The organism is Devosia sp. ZB163 (assembly GCF_028613635.1).
Taxonomy (GTDB): Bacteria; Pseudomonadota; Alphaproteobacteria; order Rhizobiales; family Devosiaceae; genus Devosia_A.
This window is the reverse complement of record NZ_JAQRMY010000005.1, coordinates 54,171-73,394: the sequence shown is the minus strand read 5'-3', so window position 1 is coordinate 73,394 and position 19,224 is coordinate 54,171. Positions and strand designations below refer to the sequence as shown.

The window sequence follows — 19,224 nt, the reverse complement described above, 5'->3', positions numbered from 1 at the left end:
GAGAATTGACATGGGCAAGGTAGTGGTCGTCACATCCGGCAAGGGAGGCGTCGGCAAAACCACTTCGACTGCGGCTCTCGGCGCCGCCCTCGCCCAGACGGGCAAGCGGGTCGTCCTGATCGACTTCGACGTCGGACTGCGCAACCTCGATCTCGTGCTCGGGGCCGAGCGGCGCGTGGTGTTCGACCTCATCAACGTGACCCAGGGCGTGGCCAAGCTCTCGCAGGCGCTGATCCGCGACAAGCGCGTCGACACGCTGTTCCTGCTCCCCGCCTCGCAGACGCGCGACAAGGACGCGCTGACCGAGGAGGGCGTCGAGTCCGTCATCGCCTCGCTGGCCGACAAGTTCGACTACGTGCTCTGCGACAGCCCGGCGGGCATCGAGCGCGGCGCCCAGCTGGCCATGCGCTATGCCGACGAAGCGGTGATCGTCACCAACCCCGAGGTCAGCTCGGTGCGCGATTCCGACCGCATCATCGGCCTGCTCGATTCGCGCACGCTGAAGGCCGAGCGCGGCGAGAGCATGCCCAAGCACATCCTGCTCACCCGCTACGATTCCGCCCGCGCTGCCCGCGGCGAGATGCTGAGCATCGAGGACGTGCTCGAGATCCTCTCGACGCCGCTGCTCGGCATCATCCCCGAGAGCGAAGGCGTGCTGCGCTCGTCGAACGTGGGCTCGCCCGTGACGCTCAACGAGCCGACCAACAGCGCGGCCAAGGCCTATGTCGATGCCGCAAGGCGCCTGATGGGCGAGGACGTTCCCATGGTCCTTCCGGTCGACCGCCGCGGGCTGTTCGATCGCCTGTTCGGTAGGAGAGCGGCATGAGCCTGATGAACCTCTTCAAGAAGCGCACCAGTGCGCCGGTGGCGCGCGACCGCCTCCAGGTGCTGCTGGCCTATGAGCGGAACAGCCGCAACCAGCCCGATCTCGTCGCGGTCCTCCGCGAAGAGATCCTGGCCGTGATCACCAAGCACGTTCAGGTCGAGGACGACGACGTGAGCGTCACCATGGATCGCGGGCAGACCGTCTCGACGCTCGAGATCGACGTCACCATCCGCAACCCCGCGATGGCTGCCGCCTAGGCCGCGCCGAAGGCGGCAAGCGCCGCGCCGATGAGACAGGCCGTCGGCCCGAACCGGGCCGGCACGATCTGCACCGCCCTGGACAGCCCGAGCGCCTCGCGCCGGGCCGCGGCCCGTGCGGGCTCCAGCAGCCGGTCGCCCAGCGCCAGTACGCCGCCCGCCACCACGATCACTTCGGCATCCACCACATTGTTGGCGCTGCCCAGCACCGCACCCAGCACTTCGGCCGCTTCGGCGATCACCGCGCCGGCTTCGGCATCGTCCGCCTCGGCCAGCGCCGCGATCTCGCGCAGCCGGATCGCCCGCCCGGTGCGCCGCTCATACTCGAGCTCCATCGCCGTGCCGCTGGCATAAGCCTCGAGATGGTCGGTACCGCCGCACGGGCACGGGCGCCCCTGCCGCAGCGGCGACAGGTGATGCCCGACGCTGCCCGCGATGCCGTATGCTCCGCGCTCGACCTGCCCGTTTCGCACCAGCGATCCGCCAACCCCGGTCCCCAGCGCCACGATCAGCGCCGAGCGCTTGCCGCGGGCCGCGCCGAGCACGCCTTCGCAGAGCCCCGACGCCTGTACGTCGTTGAGCACCGTCACCGGCATGCCGAGTTCTGCGATGAGCCGCTGCTGCAGCTGCGTGCCGGCCCAGCCGCTCAGGTGATCGGTCGCCGAGGTGATTTCGCCATGCTCGCCGACGACGCCGGCGGTGCCGACACCACAGCGGCTCACGCGCGACGGCGCAGCCGCCAGCACCTGTTTCGCCAGCCCGGCCACGGCGGCGATGATCGCCTCCGCCCCCTCGCGTGCAGGCGTCGCCACCTGCTCGCTGGCAACGATCGTGCCCTCGGCATCGACCAGCCCGACGAGGATCTTGGTGCCGCCGATATCGACGGCAAGCACGAGCTCGCTCACTTGAGCGCGCCCGTCGCGATACCGCCGATGAAGTAGCGCTGGAACACGAGGAAGATCAGGAACGCCGGCAGCGTGAACAGCACGCAGGCCGCCATCAGCGGACCCCACTGCACCCCGTGCTGGCCGAGGAACGAGTAGAGCCCGATCGACAGCGTGTAGCTCTCCTCGTCGTTCAGGTAGATCAGCGGATAGAGGAAGTCCGTCCATGCCCAGACGAACTGGAACACCGCCGAGGTGATCAGTGCCGGCCGCGCGATGGGCAGCACGATCGACCAGTAGATGCGGAACTCCGACGCCCCATCGACCTTGGCCGCCTCGATCAGTTCATCCGGCACCGACAGGAGGAACTGCCGGATGAGGAAGATGAAGAACGGCGTGCCGAGGAAGGCCGGGATGACCAGCGGCAGGATCGTGCCGGTAAGGCCGACCTTGTTCCACATCATGTAGATCGGGATGAGCGTCACCTGCGGCGGCAGCATCATGGTGGCGAGCACCATGATGAAGAGCAGGTTGCGGCCTCTCCAGCGCAGCTTGGCCAGCGAGTAGGCCACCAGCGGCGAAACCAGCACGGTGCCGAGCACGCTCAGCCCCGCGATCACCACCGTATTGATCAGGAAGCGCCAGAACGGGATCTGCGTGAGCGCATTGTAGAAATGCTCGAGCGTCCAGCTGCGCGGGAACAGCTCCGGCGGCGCCGTGAAGATCTCGTCCGAGACCTTGAACGCCGTCGTCAGCATGACGACGAACGGGAAGACGAACACCAGGGCGAGGAGGATCACCAGCGCATAGCGGTAGATCGTCATCAGCCACCCGAAGCGGCCGCCGACCGGCACGCGCTCGCCGAGCGTCGTGCCCTGGATCTCAGCGGTTGTCATAGAACACCCACTTCTTGGCCGACCACAGGATCAGCAACGTGATGGCCAGCGTCACGAACAGCAGCACCCACGCCATCGCCGAGGCGTAGCCCATCTTGAGGAAGGTGAAGCCGTTCTGGAACAGGTAGATCGAGTAGCTCAGCATCGAGTCGCCCGGACCGGTCGCGGTCTGCGTACCGAGTCCCGGGTCCTTCGACAGCACGAACGGCTGCGTGAACACCTGGAGGAACGCGATCATCAGCACGATCACCTGGAACAGCGTCACCGGCGAGATCATCGGCCAGGTGATGTGCCAGAACCGGCGGAGCGGTCCGGCACCGTCGAGTTCGGCCGCCTCGTAGAGTTCCTGCGGCACGTTCTTGAGCGCTGCGAGGTAGATCAGCATCGTGCCGCCCACCGTCCACAGCATCAAGACGATCACCGAGATGCCGCCCCAGCTGGCATCGAGCAGCCAGTTGGGCTGCGGAATGCGGAACCAGCGCAGGATCTCGTTGACGAAGCCGTACTGCGCGTTGAGCAGCCAGCGCCACAGGAACCCCGCCGCCACCGCCGGCACGATCGACGGCAGGTAGACGAGCGCCCGCCACAGCGGCTGGCCCTTGAGCTTCTGGTTGAGGATGTGGGCGCCGGCAATCGAGATCGCGATATCCACCGGCACGCCGACAAAGGTGAAGAAGAGCGTGTTGTAGAGGCTCTTCCAGAACTTGGCGTCCGAGATCATCCGCTCGTAATTGGCGAGCCCGACCCATTTGGGCGCCTTGAACAGGCTGAAATCGGTGAGGCTGTAGTAGCCCGACGCGAGGATTGGCCACGCGTAGAGCACCAGGAAGCCGATGATGAACGGAGAAGCGAAGGCCAGGCCCTTGAGAAGGGCCCGGCCGGTCGGTTCGCTGTTTCTCGAACGCGCTTCTGACAACGGTCTTACTGCGAGTAGGAGCCGGTGCGGTCGGCAACGGCCTGGAGAGCCGCTTCCGCAGTCTGCGCGCCCTGCAGCACGGAGTCGAATGCGGACGCGAGGTCGGCATTGTACTCGGCCATGTAGAGAGCCGGCGGCAGGCCATGGGTGTTCGGGCTGTTCATCGCGTCGAGCCAGACCTTGAAGTTCGGCAGGTCGTCATAAGCGGCGCTGCTGGCCAGCGAGATGCGGCCCGGCAGGTTGGCCAGCACGTGGCTGAACTTTTCCATGACCGGCGGGCTGACGATGTACTTGAGGAACTCGCCGGCGGCTTCCTTGTTGCCGGTGTTGGTCGGGATGAACATGGTCGACACGTCCACCCAGGTCGAGCCGAGCAGTTCCGGCGTCTCGCCCGGAACCGGCACCACGCCCCAGTCCATACCGGCTTCGGTATTGAACTTGGCGCGCCACTCGCCTTCAAACACCATGGCAATCTTGCCCTGCTTGAACGAGTCCTGGTCCGACATGTACGGGCCGAAGCCAGCGACGAACTTGTTGTAGGCCGCAGGGGTCACCGGCGCCACCACGTTGTCGTAGTAGAACTGCACGCCCTTGACGAAGTTCGCGTCCGTCGGGGTCGGCTTGCCGTCGCGGTTCCAGTCGCCACCGAAGGCGTAGCCGAGCGTCTTCATGCCGGCCGAGATATCGGTGAGGCCGAGACCGAGCTGGGTCACGTTGCCTTCGGCATCGACCTTGGTCAGCTTCTTGATCGCTTCGGCGAGCTCGGCGGTCGTGGTCGGCGGGGTGACGCCGGCTTCATCGAGCAGCTTCTTGTTGTAGACGAGCTGGAAGTTGTGGGTCGCGATCGGCAGCGAGTAGAGCACGCCGTCGACAACCAGTTGCTTCATGACGCTCTCGGGGAAGTCCGAGGTGTCGATGCCGAACTCGTCGAGCGGCAGCAGGATGCCCTGGTTCGACCACGACGCGATGTTGGACGCGAAGTTGTCCGAAATGTCGAAGGCGCCCTTGGCGCTCGACATCGAAGCCAGCTGCTTGGTCATGTCGGGGCTCGACACGCCCTTGACCACGATCTTGTCCTGGCTGGCGTTGAAATCGGCGATGATCTGCTCGAGCGCCGCGCCCTCGGCACCGCCCCACAGATACGAGAAGGTGATCTCGGTCTTGTCCTGCGCATAAGCGCCAAGAGCCCCACCGAACATCATGACCACGCCGAGCGCGGTCGACATCGCGGCCCTCGCCGCGCGACCCTGAGCTTTCCGCTCCATCTGCAATCTCCCTTGGCTCTATGCCATCAAATGGTGTAGCCCAATTTTTTCCAGCCCGTCAACACGGCGTCACAATCTGGCGAAAGATGCACGATACCGGTGCAATTGGAGTATACCACTCGCTTGCTCAAGCGGGCCGAGCTGTGGTTGTATGCACGCGAGTGGGAGGATCCCGATTCATGGCTGAGACCACCGGAAACGGTCGCACGGGCACCAAGGGCGCCCAGTTGCGGAGCTATCTGCTCGGCCTCATCGAGGACGAGCTGAAGCCGCACGAGAAGCTACCGACCGAGCGCGAACTCGCCGAAACCTTCGGCGTTACCCGCCTGACGGTCCGTCGCGCCCTCGACCAGTTGGGCTATGAAGGACGCGTCTACCGCACCCAGGGCGCCGGCACGTTCGTGTCCGAACCGCGCATCGCCAAATCGGTGGAACTCACCTCGTTCACCCAGGACATGCGCGCCCGCGGCCTCGTCCCCGGCTCGCTCGATACCGTGGTGGAAGAAATCCCCGCCGGCGCCGAGATCGGCGCCCGCCTCGCGCTCAGCCCGCGCGACCTCGTCGCCCACATCTCGCGCGTCCGCACCGCCGACGGCGAGCCGATGTGCATCGAGAACACTTATGTGCCGGCCAAGCTCGCGCCCGGCCTCGCGGCGCGCGGCCTCGACGGCTCGCTCTACCAGCTGCTGACCGAGACCTATCACCTGAAGATCGAGAAGGCCGAGCAGTCGATCCACGCCACCGTGCTCGATCCGCCGCTCGCAAAGCTCCTCGGCGTCCCCGAGTTCTCGCCCGCCTTCAAGGTGCAGCGCGTCGCCTATGACGCCAAGAACCAGCGCATCGAGTATGCGGAAAGCGTCTATCGCGCCGACCGCTACTCCTACGACTTCGTCATTTTCCGCACGACCAGAGACAATACGAATTGACGTCCACACGTGCCCTTTCCCTCGCCTTCCTTCCCCTCGATGAGCGCCCGGTCAATATCGGGCTGCCGGCCGGCATTGCCGCCATTGCCGGCGCCACGCTCGTCCTGCCGCCCGATGAGCTGCTGCCCGAGCTGCGCCAGCCCGGTGACGCCGATGCGCTCGGCCGCTGGCTGGAGGGCACGGCGCCCACTACCGACGCGGTGATCGCCTCGCTCGATATGCTCTGCTACGGCGGCCTGATCGCCGCCCGCACCACCGCCGATACGACGCTCAGCGCCCTCACCCGGCTCGACGTGCTGCGGCGCCTCCACGCCGCGCACCCCGACCTGCCGCTCTGCGCCGTGTCGCTGGTGATGCGCGCTTCCAACTCCTACAACCCGCAGGAAGAGCCCGACTACTGGGCCCAGCACGGCATGGAGCTGCACAAGCTCGGTGCGCTGCACCACCGCGACCTGCTGGAAACGTTGGGCGCCGCCCATGACGGCAACGCCACTGACCTCGCGGCCCTCCGCGCCGCCCTGCCGTCCGAGATCGTCGCCGATTTCGAGCGCCGCCGGCTACGCAACCACCACGTCAACCTCGAAGCCATTGCCCTCGCCTCCGAGGGCGTCATCGACCCGCTGCTCATCACCGCCGACGATACGGCCGAACACTCCGCCGGCTCCGCCGAGCAGGTCTGGCTGAAGCAGTGGACCAACGTGCTGCCGATCTCGGGCGAAGTGCTGATGTACCCCGGCGCCGACGAGGTGGCCGCGGTGCTGGTCGCCCGCCAGCTCGGCGCCCGCTTCGGCGTCACCCCGCGCTTCACCGTCGAATGCGCCGATCCGCCGGGCATGGAGCGCATCGCCAAGTACGAGAACAGCCCGATGCGCGAAGCCGTCGACCGCCAGATCCGCGCCAGCGGCTCGGCGATCGTCGCCGACCCCGAGGCCATGGCCCTCGTCGTCCACGCCCCCGACCCCAGGCGCCGCGATCATTGCGGCATGGTGATCCAGAAGTCCGACACGGGCCACGACGGCACGCGGTCGATCTTCGACGCCGACGATGCCACCGAGGCAACCAGGACCGCCGACCTCATCGCGAGCCTGCGCGCCGCCGGCCGCGACGTCGCCCTCGCCGACCTCCGCTACTCCAACGGCGCCGATCCGCTGCTGGTCGAGGAATTGCATGCGCGCGGCATCCTGCTCGAGCTCGTCGCCTATGGCGGCTGGAACACCGCCGGCAATGCACTCGGCTCGGTGGTCGCCGCTGCCGCCGCGATCCAGATCGGCCGCGCCGCCGGCACGCTCGACGCCACGGCCGCTCGCCGCGTACTGCTGCATCGCCTGATCGAGGACTTCGCCTACATGACCGATGCCCGCCGCCCCCTCAACGCCGGCGTCTACACCTTCCCCGACCGCGCCGAAGAAGCCGCGGCCGAGAGCTCCATCGGCGCCGCCCTCGACGCCACCCTGAAGCGCCTCACCGGACGGGACGACCTCGGCATCACCGATGTCCGCTTCCCCTGGCACCGCAGCTTCGAGGTCGACTTCACCATCACGGGGGACCTGTCGTGACCAGCCCCCTGCTCCAGCGCCTCGAGCGCCGCCTCATCGTCTCGTCGCAGGCGATGAACCCCAAAAGCCCGCTGCGCCGCCCGGATATCCTCGCCCTGATGGCCGAGGCCGCCGAGCTTGGTGGCGCCGGCGGCTTCCGTCTCGACGGCGCCGAGGTGATCAGGCTCCTCCGCCCGCGCACTGGCCTGCCCATCATCGGCATCGCCAAGGACCACCGCGAGGGCTTCGACAACTACATCACTACCTCCTCGGCCGACGCGACAGCCCTGTCCGAGGCTGGCGCCGACATCATTGCCATCCAGGCCACCTCCGGCACCCGGCCCGGCGAGAGCTTCGCCGAAATCGCCGCGACGGCCCACCGCCTGGGCCGCCTCGTGATGGCCGATATCGCCACTTTCGAGGAGGCCCGTCGCGCCATCGCTGAAGGCGCCGACCTCATCGCCACCACCATGGTCGGCCATACCGCTGAAACCGACGGCGAGGCGCGCCCGCCGCTGGCGCTCGTCGCCCGCATGGTCGCCGAGCTGACGGCGCCGGTGATCGTCGAGGGCGGCATCTGGACGCCCGAGCACGTCTCGTCCTCCTTCGCCGAGGGCGCCCTCGCCGTCGTCTGCGGCTCCGCCATCACGGCCCCCGACATCATCACCAGCCGCCTCGTCGCCGCCATCCCGGGCTGACGCCAACCGTCGACACGAACTGCGTCCTGGATAAGTAGTCATCGCCCGTCTGCTTGCCGCGACGCCAGTTGCGACAAGCTCAAGTGCACAATGCGACGACGAGTCTGTCGCTACCTGCTTTCGTTTCTGACCACGCTCTAGAAACGACCAACCCGCGCCACCACCGGAACAAGTAAGCCCAGCCGGACCACCTGCCGGGCGTTTTCGTCTTTGTTCGGACCGCCTCAATTCGGTGACATTTGTAACTAATGTGGCGGCAGCGCCAAAAGCGCTGTTCCCAACAAATCACCACGTCGTCCCCCGGCCCACGGGGGCGGAGGAGTCTGGACTTGTCTACCCGTCGCTACTGTCGGTCCTGCAACGCGCCCCGTCCCCTCGCGGCCCAGCGCTGTCCCTGGTGCCGGAGGTCCTACACCTCGCCCCGAGGGGTGCCCGACCACCTGTTCGCAGACCCCCAGGGGGAAGCCCGCTAGCACGTCGAAGGATAGAGTATTGACCAGCAGAAGACCCGATGCGGCCAGAGCCGTGGCCCGCGGAACCCTCGCCCGCGAGGCCCAGGACCACGAGGTCGCCTTGCGCGAGGCCAAGAAGAAGCTGAAGCGCGTGTGGTGGTTTGCTCTGCCACTCGGGCGCTAGACGAAAAAAAGCCGACGTCACCCGACGTCGGCTTTGTTGTGTCAGGAGGCACCGTTGGCGGTGTCACGCGGCGCGGCGGATGCTCACCAGTTCCAGGCGTTCGAGCTCGCCGCCTGCACCGGCCACCTGCATCGACTGGCCGCTCCGCATGCCGACCAGCGCCAATCCGTACTGCGACCCGACGAACAGCCTCTCGGCCTCGTCGGTCCTGCCCGGTACGAGCACACGCTTTTCCGAACGCTGCCCGACCACGTAGTGCAGCTCGCTGCCGATCGTGGCGATATCGGCGCCGATATCGGCCGGAAACGCGACGGTCGCCGTGCTGAGCTTGCGCCTCAGGAACGCAGCCAGGTGGTCGCGATCCTCCGTCGCCGGCAGTTCCAGGGCCTGCAGCGTGAAGTAGTCGGCCGTCGTCAGCATGGTCGGCGGCACGTCGGGGAGGCGGGTTTCGGCGAGGGCCTGCGACAGGCTGAAACTCATCGCCTGCCTCCGTTGGCAGTCACCGAGAGAACACTGACGAGGCTCGCGCTCCCGTCACGAAACACCCAGCGGAGCGACTGGCCTGCGCGCAGCCCCAGCAGCGCCGTACCGATGGGGGTCAGTACGGAGAGCTTGCCGGAATCCGGATCGGCATGTTCCGGATAGACCAGCGTGACGGTGCGCCGCTCCCCTCCGTCCTGCCGGAAGGTCACGGTCGACCCCATGCGGACGGTGTCCGCGGGGACCAGTTCGTCGCCGACGACCTTGGCCCGGTCGAGCTCGTAGTTCAGATCGTCGGCGGCCTCGGCGGTATGACCGGAACCGGTCATGGCGAGGACCACAAGGGCGTTGTGTTCGGCTCGACCAACGAGAATCCGGGGCGGCCGGGAATGAGAAAGCATCGCTATACCCGCGCAAGAACGGACCGGGGCCGACGGGCCCTGGTCAACGAAACCAGACGAATGGGTGGATGCGCTTTGGCTGCTGACGGAAGCAGGGCTACCTTTGCAGCTTCATTTGCCTAAGCCCGGTGGGCGCAAGTTACGCGGGCCTAGGGCGAAACGCTTTCGAGGAGACGACCCCCGGCGCGTACCGAAATGACATCGATGGCGACAATCATTCTCATGGTTTCGAAGGTAGGTATTTTGGAAGGCAAGTCAAGCTTACATGGCTATGGTCCTTAGGTCGCAGCCGCCCGCCGGTTGACTTTCCCGGTTAAGCCGCCATCATTATGGGCATGGCGAAGTATCCTTTGCATAGCGGCCCCAAGCGGCTGAGCCTCCTCATAGGCCTCTAGCCTGGTTCGGCTAACTGCGCGAGCAAGAGCCGGGCCAGGTTAATCAAGTTCACCTTCCAGACATTTGGTTGGATCGGAGCGAGTCCGATCCGTTGGCGCACCGCTGCCGCTGCTCCTCAGACGGGGCCGCGCGGGCGCGACTGAGGAACATTGGCCATGACGTTCAAGTACGGTTTCACCTTCTCCATCACCGGTGGCAACAAGCTCAAGCGCTTCAAGGAGTGGATGAGCACCAACCTGCCGAACCTCGAGTACAGCATGCCCCCGCAGGTTCCGATCGAGACCGAGGCGATGACGATCCGTCTCAAGTCTCTCGATGACAGGGCGCGCCTGGTTGCGGCACTGCCCGCCACGCTGCCCTGATCGCCGCGGGTTTCCCGCGCGACCTCCGGGAGCGGCGTGCCCCACGCGCTCCCGGAGACGAACTTTCCACACTCGAGGAAGGCCACTCGCAGGCCCGTGGCCGACGTTCAGGGCTGCAACTGACAGGAGCGCAGAGATGGCTCAGCCCGTCCGGACTCGCCAGGATCGGCTCAGGGCTTGAAGCCTGCTTGTGGGCGAGCCTTGCAGGCAAGCACCGGCATTTTGACTTTTCGCTTGCTCATGAGACCTGCATAGGACCTAGGGATGAACGATCAAGCACGGCGCCGGTATTGACAACCCGGTCCCGGGGGCTACCTTTGTACCATGACGACTTTCCGAGATACTTCGTGCTTGGTTGTCCGCCGGACCCTATCGGCGGAAGGCAAACGACCCTAGGTCCGGTGCGGCGCGCCCGGGCTTAGGGGCAAGCCGCACCTGTCGCGCTCCCCAACACACCTAGAAGAACCATCCGCATATCCTGCGGAGAGGAAACCTCGTCATGAACATCACCAGCATTCAGAGCTTCCCGCTCACACCGGATATCGTGCTGACCGCCGATGACCACGGCCATCTCAGCCGTCTGGCCCACGCCGCGCTCGACACCGCGGCCCCGGTCGCTGACGCCCTGCTTTACGAACTGGGGCGAGCCAGCGTCGTTGCGCCCGAGCAGCTGCCCGCCGATGTCGTCCGCATGGGCTCGACCGTGCGCTATCGCTCTGGCGAAGGCGAACAACGGGAAGTCACGCTGGTATTCCCGGCCGAAGCGGACAGCGAGAGCGGCCTCGTCTCGGTCATGACGCCGATCGGCGTCGCGCTGATCGGGCTGCGCCGTGGGCAGTCCATCACCTGGCTCGCGCCGGATGGACGCCGGCAGATGCTGACGGCGCTGCGCGTGATGCAGCCTGTGGACGCCGACGACCCTATGCCGCCGAGTGCGGCCTGAGGCCGATCGGGAATGAGCACCATCGACAAGGGCACCAAGGCCTCGCCTGGCCACCACAGGCAGGACAACCGGCAAGACCACCGGCAGGTCGCGGCGCTGCCGTGGCGCCTCGACGATGGCGGCGAGTTGCAGATCCTTCTGGTGACCTCGCGCACCAACAAGAAATGGATGCTGCCCAAGGGCTGGCCCATGGCCGGGGTGACCGATGCAACGGCGGCCCTCATCGAAGCGCGAGAAGAAGCCGGCGTCGAAGGAGTGATCTCGCCGTCCCCGATCGGCACCTATCGCTATGTGCGGGTGCTCGGCGAGAACCGCTCGCGGCCGGCCAGGGCCACGATCTACGCGCTCCGCGTCGTCGAGGAGCACGCGACCTGGGACGAGATGAACCAGCGGGAACGGGCCTGGTTTCGCCTGGATGTGGCGGCCTCGATGGTGTTCGAACCCGACCTCTCGCGCTTCCTCAACGACATCGCGGCCTGCCGCATGATGCTGGGCTGACCCCGCCGCTGCCGGTCCCTGCGCGCGTATGGGTCGCAGACCCATGAGTTGACATCGAAAAGCTCGTCCTTCTCTATGTCCCCCATGTCGAATCTTGCGCTCGATTGTCCCACCGCAGGCTAGGTGCCTGGTTCGGTTACCTGCGTCAGCAAGAGCCGGGCCAGGAGCCTTGACGGCCTTCATGCACCCGAGAGCTATCGGTGTACCCCAGGGTGCGCTGATAGACCCAAGGTCTGGCTGTTAGGAGCATGAAGACAGGGGTGGGTTGGTAGCGGCCACGTCGCTTCACCATCCCTGACCGCGAAGGGGAGCTCATGGCGTTCCCCGCGCGCCCTCCGGGGCAGCGGCTGCCCCTCAAGCTCCCCGAGGTGACTGCAATCCTGCAGGGTTCTGCAACTATTGTTTGGTTGCCCGTCGGCCAGACTTCAACAGTATGTGGGACTATGTCAGGTGTTGCGCTGCTTCCATTCATCATTCTGCTGCCCTTCATAGGGGCGCTCGCCATCTGGCTATTGCCCGCCCGCGCCCGGTCTTCTGCAAGTCTGTTGGCGGGCGCTGTCGCCGTGGCGTTGACCGCGAGCTGCCTGTGGCTCTACGGCAGCGTCGCCGACGGCACGGTTCTGCGGAACGAACTGACCTGGCTGCCGCAGTTCGGACTGAACCTCGTCGCTCGCATGGACGGCCTGTCCTGGCTCTTCGCCACCATGATCGCCGGAATTGGCGGCCTGATCGTGCTGTATGCGCACTATTACATGTCGCCCAAGGACTCGATGCCGAGGTTCCTGGCGTTCCTCCTTGCGTTCAAGGGCGCCATGCTGGGCATTGTGCTGTCCGGCAACCTGATACAGATCGTCGCCTTCTGGGAACTGACCAGCGTCTTCTCGTTCCTGCTGATCGGCTATTGGCACCATACCTCCGCGGCGCGCGACGGCGCCCGCATGGCGCTTGTCATCACCGGCGCGGGCGGCTTCGCCCTCTTCGGCGGCATGCTGCTGCTGGGGCACATCGTGGGCAGCTACGATCTCGACGTGGTGCTGGCAGCGGGAGACAAGGTGCGGAGCGATCCGCTCTACACCCCGACCCTGCTGCTGATCCTGCTCGCCGCCTTCACCAAGAGCGCGCAGTTCCCCTTCCAGTTCTGGCTGCCGCGCGCCATGGCCGCGCCGACGCCCGTTTCGGCCTATCTGCACTCGGCCACGATGGTGAAGGCCGGCGTGTTCCTGCTGACCGTGTTCTGGCCCGTGCTGGCCGGGACCTCCACCTGGTTCTGGATCGTCACCTATGTCGGCCTCGCCACCCTGCTGCTCGGCGCCTACTCGGCGATCTTCCAGCAGGACATGAAGGGCCTGCTTGCCTATTCCACCGTCAGCCACCTCGGCCTGATCACGACGCTGCTGGGCATGAACTCGCAGTTGGCCCTCGTCGCGGCCGTTTTCCACATCGTCAACCACGCCACCTTCAAGGCATCGCTGTTCATGGCGGCCGGCATCATCGACCATGAGGCGGGCACGCGCGACATCCGCAAGCTGAGCGGCCTGTACAGATACATGCCCGCCACCGCGACGCTCGCCATCGTTGCCAGCGCCGCCATGGCCGGCGTACCGCTGCTGAACGGCTTCCTCTCCAAGGAGATGTTCTTTGGCGAGACCGCGCTGCGCAATCCCATTCCGTTCGTCGATGTCTCGCTGCCTGCCGTGGCGATCGTCGCCAGCCTGTTTGCCGTGACCTACTCGCTGCGCTTCGTCCACGGCGTGTTCTTCGGTCCTCCGCCCACCGAGCTGGACCGCGTGCCGCATGAGCCTCCTGCCCTCATGCGCCGGCCGATCGAGATCCTGGTGCTCATCTGTCTGCTCGTCGGGATCATCCCCGGGCTGACGATCGGCCCGTTCCTCGCGACCGCGGTGAAGTCGGTCCTCGGGCCCGACATGCCTTACTACAGCCTCTCGGTCTGGCACGGCTTCAACTGGGCCCTGGCCATGAGCCTTGTCGCCTTGGCGGGAGGCGTGATCCTGTTCCTGCTGCTGCAGAAATACCTCGCCCGTGGGATCGAGGCCCCGCCATTCATCGGCCATATCGTCGGCCCCCGCATCTTCGAGCGTCTGCTGATCCTGCTCTCGGTGCGGTGGGCCAAGGCCGCCGAGCGCCTGCTCGGCACGCGACGGCTGCAGCCGCAGCTCGTCCTCCTCGTCGCGGTCGCAACGCTCGCCGCGGCAATCCCCACGCTCGGCGGCATCGGCCTGCTCCCCCTGCCCCCAACCACGTTCGATCCCGGGCTGGCGCTGGTATGGGTCGTCGGCATGACCTGTGCCGTCGGCGCCGCGGTTCAGGCCAAGTACCACCGGCTGGTTGCCCTGATGCTGCTGGGGGGCGCCGGGCTCGCCACCTCGATCACCTTCGTTTGGTATTCCGCCCCGGACCTGGCACTCACCCAGCTCCTCGTCGAGGTGGTGACGACCATCCTCATTCTCCTCGGCCTGCGCTGGCTGCCCCAGCGCCTCGAAACCAGTGAGATCGATCCGTTCCGCCGCTTCAGCCTGCACCGTCTGCGTGACCTCGCCCTCGCGACGATTGCCGGCGGCGGCATCGCCCTGCTGTCCTACGCCGTCATGACCCGCGATGCCCCCGACGGGATCGCCCGCTTCCTGCTCGAGAACGCCTATACGGAGGGTGGCGGACGCAATGTCGTCAACGTGATCCTCGTCGACTTCAGGGCCTTCGACACCTTCGGCGAAATCACCGTGCTCGGCATCGTGGCGCTGGCCACCTATGCCCTGCTGCGCCGCTTCCGCCCTGCTGCCGACAGCATCCCCCGTCCCGAGCAGCAGCGCGTGCAGAGCGCCTTCGAAAGCCAGCGCGACGACCACAAGGAGGGAACCATCCTGTCCGAGTTCCTCTACGTTCCCTCCGTCCTGATGCGCTGGCTCTTCCCGGTGATCGTCACCTTCGCGGCGTTCCTCCTCCTGCGCGGCCATGACCTCCCCGGGGGCGGCTTCATCGCCGGCATCACGCTCGCGATCGGCTTCATCCTGCAATACCTCGCCGGCGGCACCCGCTGGACCGAGGAGCGGCTGCGCATCCTGCCCGTCTACTGGATCGGCACCGGCCTGCTGCTTGCGCTTGTGACCGGCGCTGCCTCCTGGCTGTTCGGGTACCCGTTCCTCACCACCAGTTTCCAGTATGTCGACGTGCCGGTACTCGGCCGGGTTCCCGTTGCGAGCGCCCTGCTCTTCGACATCGGCGTGTTCATCCTCGTGGTCGGCGCAACCGTGCTGATGCTGATCGCCATCGCGCACCAGTCCCTGCGCTCCGCCAAACGGGACGCGCAACCCCCGGGCAAGACGGCTCCCATGATTGAAAGGGAGAAGGCCTGATGGAACTCGTCATCTCGCTCAGCATCGGCGTCCTTGCCGGATCGGGGATCTGGCTGCTCCTGCGGCCGCGGAGCTTCCAGGTCATCATCGGCCTTTCGCTCATCTCCTATGCCGTCAATCTCTTCATCTTCAGCACCGGCCGGCTGAAGTCGGATGCCGCCCCCATCCTCGAGACGGGCCGGGACATCGCCACCTATGCCGACCCGGTACCCCAGGCGCTTGTGCTCACCGCCATCGTGATCGGCTTTGCCATGACGGCGCTGTTCCTCGTGGTCCTCCTGGCCTCACGCGGGCTGACCGGCACCGACCATGTCGACGGGCGGGAGCGCTGAGATGACAGCAATCGTCGATCACCTCGTCATCCTGCCTATCGTGGTCCCGATGCTGGCCGGCGTCATCCTGACGCTGATCAACGAACGGCACGCCGCCACAAAGCTCGCGATCAACATCTCCGCCACCCTGCTGCTTCTGGTCGTGAGCCTGCTGCTGCTCTGGAAGTTCGGCACCGGCGACGGGTCCCTGACCGAGGTCTACCGGCTCGGAAACTGGCCGGTTCCTGTTGCGATCACGCTCGTGGGTGATCGCCTGTCGGCGGTGATGGTCGCCCTCGTCTCGTTCCTCGCGCTCGGCTGCATCAGCTACGCAGCCGCCCGGTGGCATCGGGGCGGATCGCACTTCAATACGCTCTTCCAGCTGTTGCTGATGGGCCTGAACGGCGCCTTCCTGACCGGCGACCTGTTCAACCTGTTCGTCTTCTTCGAGGTGATGCTCGCGGCCTCCTACGGCCTGCTGCTGCATGGCTCTGGCAATGCCCGCGTGCGCGCGGGCCTGCATTACATCGCCTTCAACCTTGCCGCGTCTTCGCTGTTCCTGCTCGGTGTCAGCCTCGTCTACGCCGTCACCGGAACGCTCAACATGGCCGATATCGCCGCCCGGCTGCCGACGGTGCCGGCCGAGTCGCGGAGCCTCCTCGAAGCCGGATTGGCGCTGCTCGGCATCGCCTTCCTCGGCAAGGCGGCGATGTGGCCGATCGGGTTCTGGCTTCCGACCGCCTACGCAGCGGCCAGCCCACCCGCGGCAGCGCTCTTTGCCATCATGAGCAAGGTCGGGGTGTATGTCCTGTTGCGGCTGTCGGTCCTGCTCGGCGCCTATGGGGCGGAGGGTTTCGGCCACGAATGGCTCCTCTATGGCGGCATGGCCACGATCGTCTTCGGCACCGTCGGCTTCCTCTCGTCGCAGGATCTGCCGCGCATGGTGGGGTTCGGCGTTCTGGTGTCCTCGGGGACCCTGCTGGCCATGCTGAGCTATGGCGACCCGGCGGTCACCGCCAGCGCGGTCTACTACCTCGTGATCTCGACGCTCACGATCGCCTGCCTGTTCCTGCTCAGCGAACTGCTGGAGCGGGGTCGCGCGCCCGAGGCGGATATCCTGGCCGTCACGCTCGAAGCGTTCGGCGACGAGCAGGAGGTGGAGCGCGAGCAGGAGGTGGGCATCACCATACCGGCCACTATGGCCACCCTGGGCATCAGCTTTGCCCTGTGCGCCATGCTGCTGGCCGGCATGCCGCCGCTGTCGGGTTTCCTGGCCAAGTTCATGATGATGGCCGCTGTCATCGGGAGCGATACCGGGGCGGGCGTGGGCGCCTCGACCTGGGTCCTCGTCGCCCTGCTCATCGTCTCCGGCTTCGCGACGATGCTCGGGCTGCTACGCACCGGCATCAACCGCTTCTGGGTTCCGTCGGCAGGAGAAGTCCCCCTGGTGCGCGTGGTGGAGATAGGTCCGATCGCGCTGTTCCTCGGCCTGTGCGTCGCGCTTCTGGTGCTGGCGGCGCCGGCCATGGCCTACATGGAAAACATGGCGGAAGGGCTCTACGCCCTTTCCGCAGGCTGACGCCATGCGGACCAACCGAGGCAAAAAGGCGTCCCGATGACCAGGCTGTTCCCCTATCCCCTCCTCTGGCTCAGCCTCTTGGCCATGTGGCTGCTGCTGGCCCGCAGCATCGACCCCGGGCAGTTGCTGCTCGGTGCGATCGTCGCGAGCCTCGGCTGCGGCGCCGCCTCGGCGCTGGGCCTGCCGCGTGTCAGGATCCGCCGGTTCGATCTGGTGCTCAAGCTCGTCGCGCTGGTGCTGTGGGACATCTGCCGGTCAAACCTCGCGGTGCTCCTGCTGGTCCTGGGTCGTCGCGAGCCCCAGTCGGTGTTCGTCACGATCCCGCTCGAGCTGCGCGACCCGAACGCCCTAGCAATCCTCGCCTGCATCATCACGGCAACGCCCGGCAGCGCCTGGGTGAGCCACAGCTCGACCAACAATACCGTGCTTGTCCACGTCCTCGACACGGGTGACGGGATTGCCTGGGCCGAGACGATCAAGCGCACCTATGAGGCGTTGCTCCTGGAGATATTCCGATGACCTCGACGATCCTCTCCCTGGCCATTTCGACGTCGCAGCTGGTGCTCGGCATCGCCATGTGCCTGTCGTGCTGGCGTCTCATCAAGGGGCCGCGCGCGCAGGACCGGGTGCTGGCACTCGACAGCCTTTACCTGAACGCCATGCTGATGCTCGTGACCTTCGGCATCAGCACCTCGCAGACCATCTACTTCGAGGCGGCGCTGGTGATCGGACTGCTCAGCTTCGTCGCGACTGCCGCGCTCGCCAAATTCCTCATGCGCGGCGAGGTGATCGAATGAACGCGCTCCATGCCTTGCCCGAGTGGGCGGCCATACTCGTAGCGCTCTGCCTTCTGGCCGGCGCGCTGATCACGCTCGCCGGCACCATCGGGCTGACCCGCTTTCCCACCTTCTACCAGCGCATCCACGCCCCGACGCTGGGAACCAGCTTCGGCGCGGCCTTCATCCTCGTCGCTTCGATGATCTACTTTTCGGTGAGCGAGGCCCGCCCGGTCCTCCACGAACTGCTGATCCTCATCTTCGTGACCATCACTACCCCGATCACGCTGATGCTCCTCGCCCGCGCGGCGCTCTATCGCGATCGGGCAGAAGGGCACGACGTCGCCGCCGACGCCGTCGAGGCGGAACGCGGCGAGACGACAGGTCACTGACCTGAGGCGCCGGTTCCGGCGCTGAGGCCGCTCCACCAACGTCGATTGCCACCACCTCCAACCTATTATAATAGCATGTCAGGAGGGTCACCGACATGCAGGTTGATTTGAACGGGCGGGTGGCCCTGGTCACCGGCGCCGCAGGAGCGATCGGCCGCGCCATCGCCCGGCGGCTGAGCGACAATGGCGCCAGCGTCGTGATCGCGGACATCAACCGCGAGGGCGCCGAGGCCTACGCGGCCACCCTCCCCGGCGCCATGGCGGCAGTGATCGACATCTCCAGCCGCGACTCCGCCGAGGCCGGCGTCGCCGAGACCATCGCCCGCTACGGCCGGATCGACATCCTCGTCAACAATGCCGGGGTCAACAGCTTCGTCCACCGGGTGAACATCGACGCCTTCCCGCTCGAGGAGTGGGAGCGCATCACCCGCATAGATCTCGACGGGCTCTACCTGATGAGCCACGCCGCGCTCCAGCCCATGGTGAAGCAGGGCGAAGGCGGGCGGATCATCAACATCGCCTCGGTCGTGGGGCTCGCGGCGATGCGGCTCCAGAGCCCGTTCGTCGCGGCCAAGGCCGGCATCATCCACATGACCCGCTCGATGGCACTGGAACTGGGCCCGCAGGGCATCCTCACCAACGCCATCGCGCCGGGCTCGATCATGACCGAGGGCACGCGCTCGCTGTTCTACGGCGCCGACGGCAAGTTCGCCGGACGCACCGCCGAGTTCATGCAGCACCTGCCGCTGGGACGCCCCGGCACGCCCGAGGAAATCGCCGAGGCTGTGCTGTTCCTCAGTTCCTCCGGCGCCGGCTACATCAACGGCCAGGTTCTGGCCGTCGATGGCGGCTGGACCGCCGGCTACATGATGTGAG

General features: G+C 66.4%; 22 protein-coding genes. 16 read left to right on the top strand and 6 right to left on the bottom strand.

Features of this window, described 5'->3' with window-relative positions:
* The first annotated feature begins 10 nt into the window (after positions 1-10).
* Together minD and minE are read left to right on the top strand one after the other, a co-directional pair.
* Complete coding sequence (gene minD / locus PRN20_RS21730) at positions 11-826, top strand: septum site-determining protein MinD (RefSeq protein WP_273959758.1); 816 nt, start codon at positions 11-13, stop codon at positions 824-826.
* Complete coding sequence (minE, locus tag PRN20_RS21725; protein ID WP_273959757.1) at positions 823-1,083, top strand: cell division topological specificity factor MinE; 261 nt, start codon at positions 823-825, stop codon at positions 1,081-1,083. The genes minD and minE overlap by 4 nt, the downstream gene beginning before the upstream one ends.
* Here the strand turns inward: minE and PRN20_RS21720 are convergent.
* Genes PRN20_RS21720 through PRN20_RS21705 form a run of 4 tightly spaced genes read right to left on the bottom strand, consistent with a single transcriptional unit; the run spans position 1,080 to position 5,044 of the window.
* Positions 1,080-1,988 (bottom strand): ROK family protein, encoded by a 909-nt coding sequence (locus tag PRN20_RS21720; protein ID WP_273959755.1) that lies wholly within the window; start codon positions 1,986-1,988, stop codon positions 1,080-1,082. The genes minE and PRN20_RS21720 overlap by 4 nt on opposite strands.
* On the bottom strand, positions 1,985-2,863 hold the full coding sequence (locus tag PRN20_RS21715) for a carbohydrate ABC transporter permease (RefSeq protein ID WP_273959754.1): 879 nt from the start codon (positions 2,861-2,863) through the stop codon (positions 1,985-1,987). The genes PRN20_RS21720 and PRN20_RS21715 overlap by 4 nt, the downstream gene beginning before the upstream one ends.
* Positions 2,850-3,779, bottom strand: coding sequence for a carbohydrate ABC transporter permease (locus tag PRN20_RS21710; protein ID WP_273959753.1), 930 nt, complete (start codon positions 3,777-3,779; stop codon positions 2,850-2,852). The genes PRN20_RS21715 and PRN20_RS21710 overlap by 14 nt, the downstream gene beginning before the upstream one ends.
* A gap of 5 nt (positions 3,780-3,784) precedes the next feature.
* Positions 3,785-5,044 (bottom strand): extracellular solute-binding protein, encoded by a 1,260-nt coding sequence (locus PRN20_RS21705; protein ID WP_273959752.1) that lies wholly within the window; start codon positions 5,042-5,044, stop codon positions 3,785-3,787.
* Positions 5,045-5,223: 179 nt separating this feature from the next.
* On the opposite strand from PRN20_RS21705, the gene PRN20_RS21700 reads away from it, so the two are divergent.
* The 4 genes from PRN20_RS21700 to PRN20_RS21685 all read left to right on the top strand — a co-directional run bounded on the left by PRN20_RS21700 (position 5,224) and on the right by PRN20_RS21685 (position 8,839).
* Positions 5,224-5,970 carry a GntR family transcriptional regulator gene (locus tag PRN20_RS21700; protein WP_273959751.1) on the top strand — a complete coding sequence of 249 codons (747 nt, stop codon included), beginning with the start codon at positions 5,224-5,226 and terminating at the stop codon, positions 5,968-5,970.
* Positions 5,967-7,526 (top strand): DUF4127 family protein, encoded by a 1,560-nt coding sequence (locus PRN20_RS21695; RefSeq protein ID WP_273959750.1) that lies wholly within the window; start codon positions 5,967-5,969, stop codon positions 7,524-7,526. The genes PRN20_RS21700 and PRN20_RS21695 overlap by 4 nt, the downstream gene beginning before the upstream one ends.
* Positions 7,523-8,203, top strand: a complete 681-nt coding sequence (locus PRN20_RS21690; protein ID WP_273959749.1) for an N-acetylmannosamine-6-phosphate 2-epimerase — start codon at positions 7,523-7,525, stop codon at positions 8,201-8,203. The genes PRN20_RS21695 and PRN20_RS21690 overlap by 4 nt, the downstream gene beginning before the upstream one ends.
* 492 nt (positions 8,204-8,695) lie before the next feature.
* The gene (locus PRN20_RS21685; RefSeq protein ID WP_273959748.1) at positions 8,696-8,839 is read left to right on the top strand and encodes a hypothetical protein; all 144 of its coding nucleotides are present in this window, start codon (positions 8,696-8,698) and stop codon (positions 8,837-8,839) included.
* Positions 8,840-8,902: 63 nt separating this feature from the next.
* Here PRN20_RS21685 and PRN20_RS21680 read toward each other — a convergent pair whose 3' ends face one another.
* Together PRN20_RS21680 and rnk (PRN20_RS21675) are read right to left on the bottom strand one after the other, a co-directional pair.
* On the bottom strand, positions 8,903-9,319 hold the full coding sequence (locus PRN20_RS21680; protein ID WP_273959747.1) for a hypothetical protein: 417 nt from the start codon (positions 9,317-9,319) through the stop codon (positions 8,903-8,905).
* A complete protein-coding gene (gene rnk, locus PRN20_RS21675) occupies positions 9,316-9,720 on the bottom strand; it encodes a nucleoside diphosphate kinase regulator (protein WP_273959746.1) in 405 nt (134 codons plus the stop codon). Before rnk (PRN20_RS21675) ends, PRN20_RS21680 begins: the two co-directional genes overlap by 4 nt.
* Positions 9,721-10,271: 551 nt before the next feature.
* Here rnk (PRN20_RS21675) and PRN20_RS21670 point away from each other — a divergent pair.
* The 10 genes from PRN20_RS21670 (at position 10,272) to PRN20_RS21625 (ending at position 19,223) form a co-directional block, all read left to right on the top strand.
* Entirely contained in the window at positions 10,272-10,478 is a 207-nt protein-coding gene (locus PRN20_RS21670; RefSeq protein WP_273959745.1) for a hypothetical protein, read from the top strand.
* A 499-nt stretch (positions 10,479-10,977) separates the two neighbouring features.
* Positions 10,978-11,421, top strand: a complete 444-nt coding sequence (gene rnk, locus PRN20_RS21665; RefSeq protein WP_273959744.1) for a nucleoside diphosphate kinase regulator — start codon at positions 10,978-10,980, stop codon at positions 11,419-11,421.
* 12 nt (positions 11,422-11,433) lie between these two features.
* On the top strand, positions 11,434-11,919 hold the full coding sequence (locus PRN20_RS21660) for an NUDIX hydrolase (RefSeq protein WP_273959743.1): 486 nt from the start codon (positions 11,434-11,436) through the stop codon (positions 11,917-11,919).
* A 443-nt stretch (positions 11,920-12,362) separates the two neighbouring features.
* Positions 12,363-15,290: a monovalent cation/H+ antiporter subunit A gene (locus PRN20_RS21655; RefSeq protein ID WP_273959742.1), complete on the top strand. Its 2,928-nt coding sequence runs from the start codon at positions 12,363-12,365 to the stop codon at positions 15,288-15,290.
* Entirely contained in the window at positions 15,290-15,622 is a 333-nt protein-coding gene (locus PRN20_RS21650; RefSeq protein ID WP_273959741.1) for a Na+/H+ antiporter subunit C, read from the top strand. Before PRN20_RS21655 ends, PRN20_RS21650 begins: the two co-directional genes overlap by 1 nt.
* Before the next feature lies 1 nt (position 15,623).
* Positions 15,624-17,180, top strand: a complete 1,557-nt coding sequence (locus tag PRN20_RS21645) for a monovalent cation/H+ antiporter subunit D (protein WP_273959740.1) — start codon at positions 15,624-15,626, stop codon at positions 17,178-17,180.
* A 36-nt stretch (positions 17,181-17,216) separates the two neighbouring features.
* Positions 17,217-17,699 (top strand): Na+/H+ antiporter subunit E, encoded by a 483-nt coding sequence (locus PRN20_RS21640; RefSeq protein ID WP_273959739.1) that lies wholly within the window; start codon positions 17,217-17,219, stop codon positions 17,697-17,699.
* Positions 17,696-17,977 (top strand): K+/H+ antiporter subunit F, encoded by a 282-nt coding sequence (locus PRN20_RS21635; protein ID WP_273959738.1) that lies wholly within the window; start codon positions 17,696-17,698, stop codon positions 17,975-17,977. The genes PRN20_RS21640 and PRN20_RS21635 overlap by 4 nt, the downstream gene beginning before the upstream one ends.
* Positions 17,974-18,348: a monovalent cation/H(+) antiporter subunit G gene (gene mnhG / locus PRN20_RS21630; protein ID WP_273959737.1), complete on the top strand. Its 375-nt coding sequence runs from the start codon at positions 17,974-17,976 to the stop codon at positions 18,346-18,348. The genes PRN20_RS21635 and mnhG overlap by 4 nt, the downstream gene beginning before the upstream one ends.
* A 95-nt stretch (positions 18,349-18,443) precedes the next feature.
* A complete protein-coding gene (locus PRN20_RS21625) occupies positions 18,444-19,223 on the top strand; it encodes an SDR family NAD(P)-dependent oxidoreductase (protein WP_273959736.1) in 780 nt (259 codons plus the stop codon).
* Position 19,224: the final 1 nt, after the last annotated feature.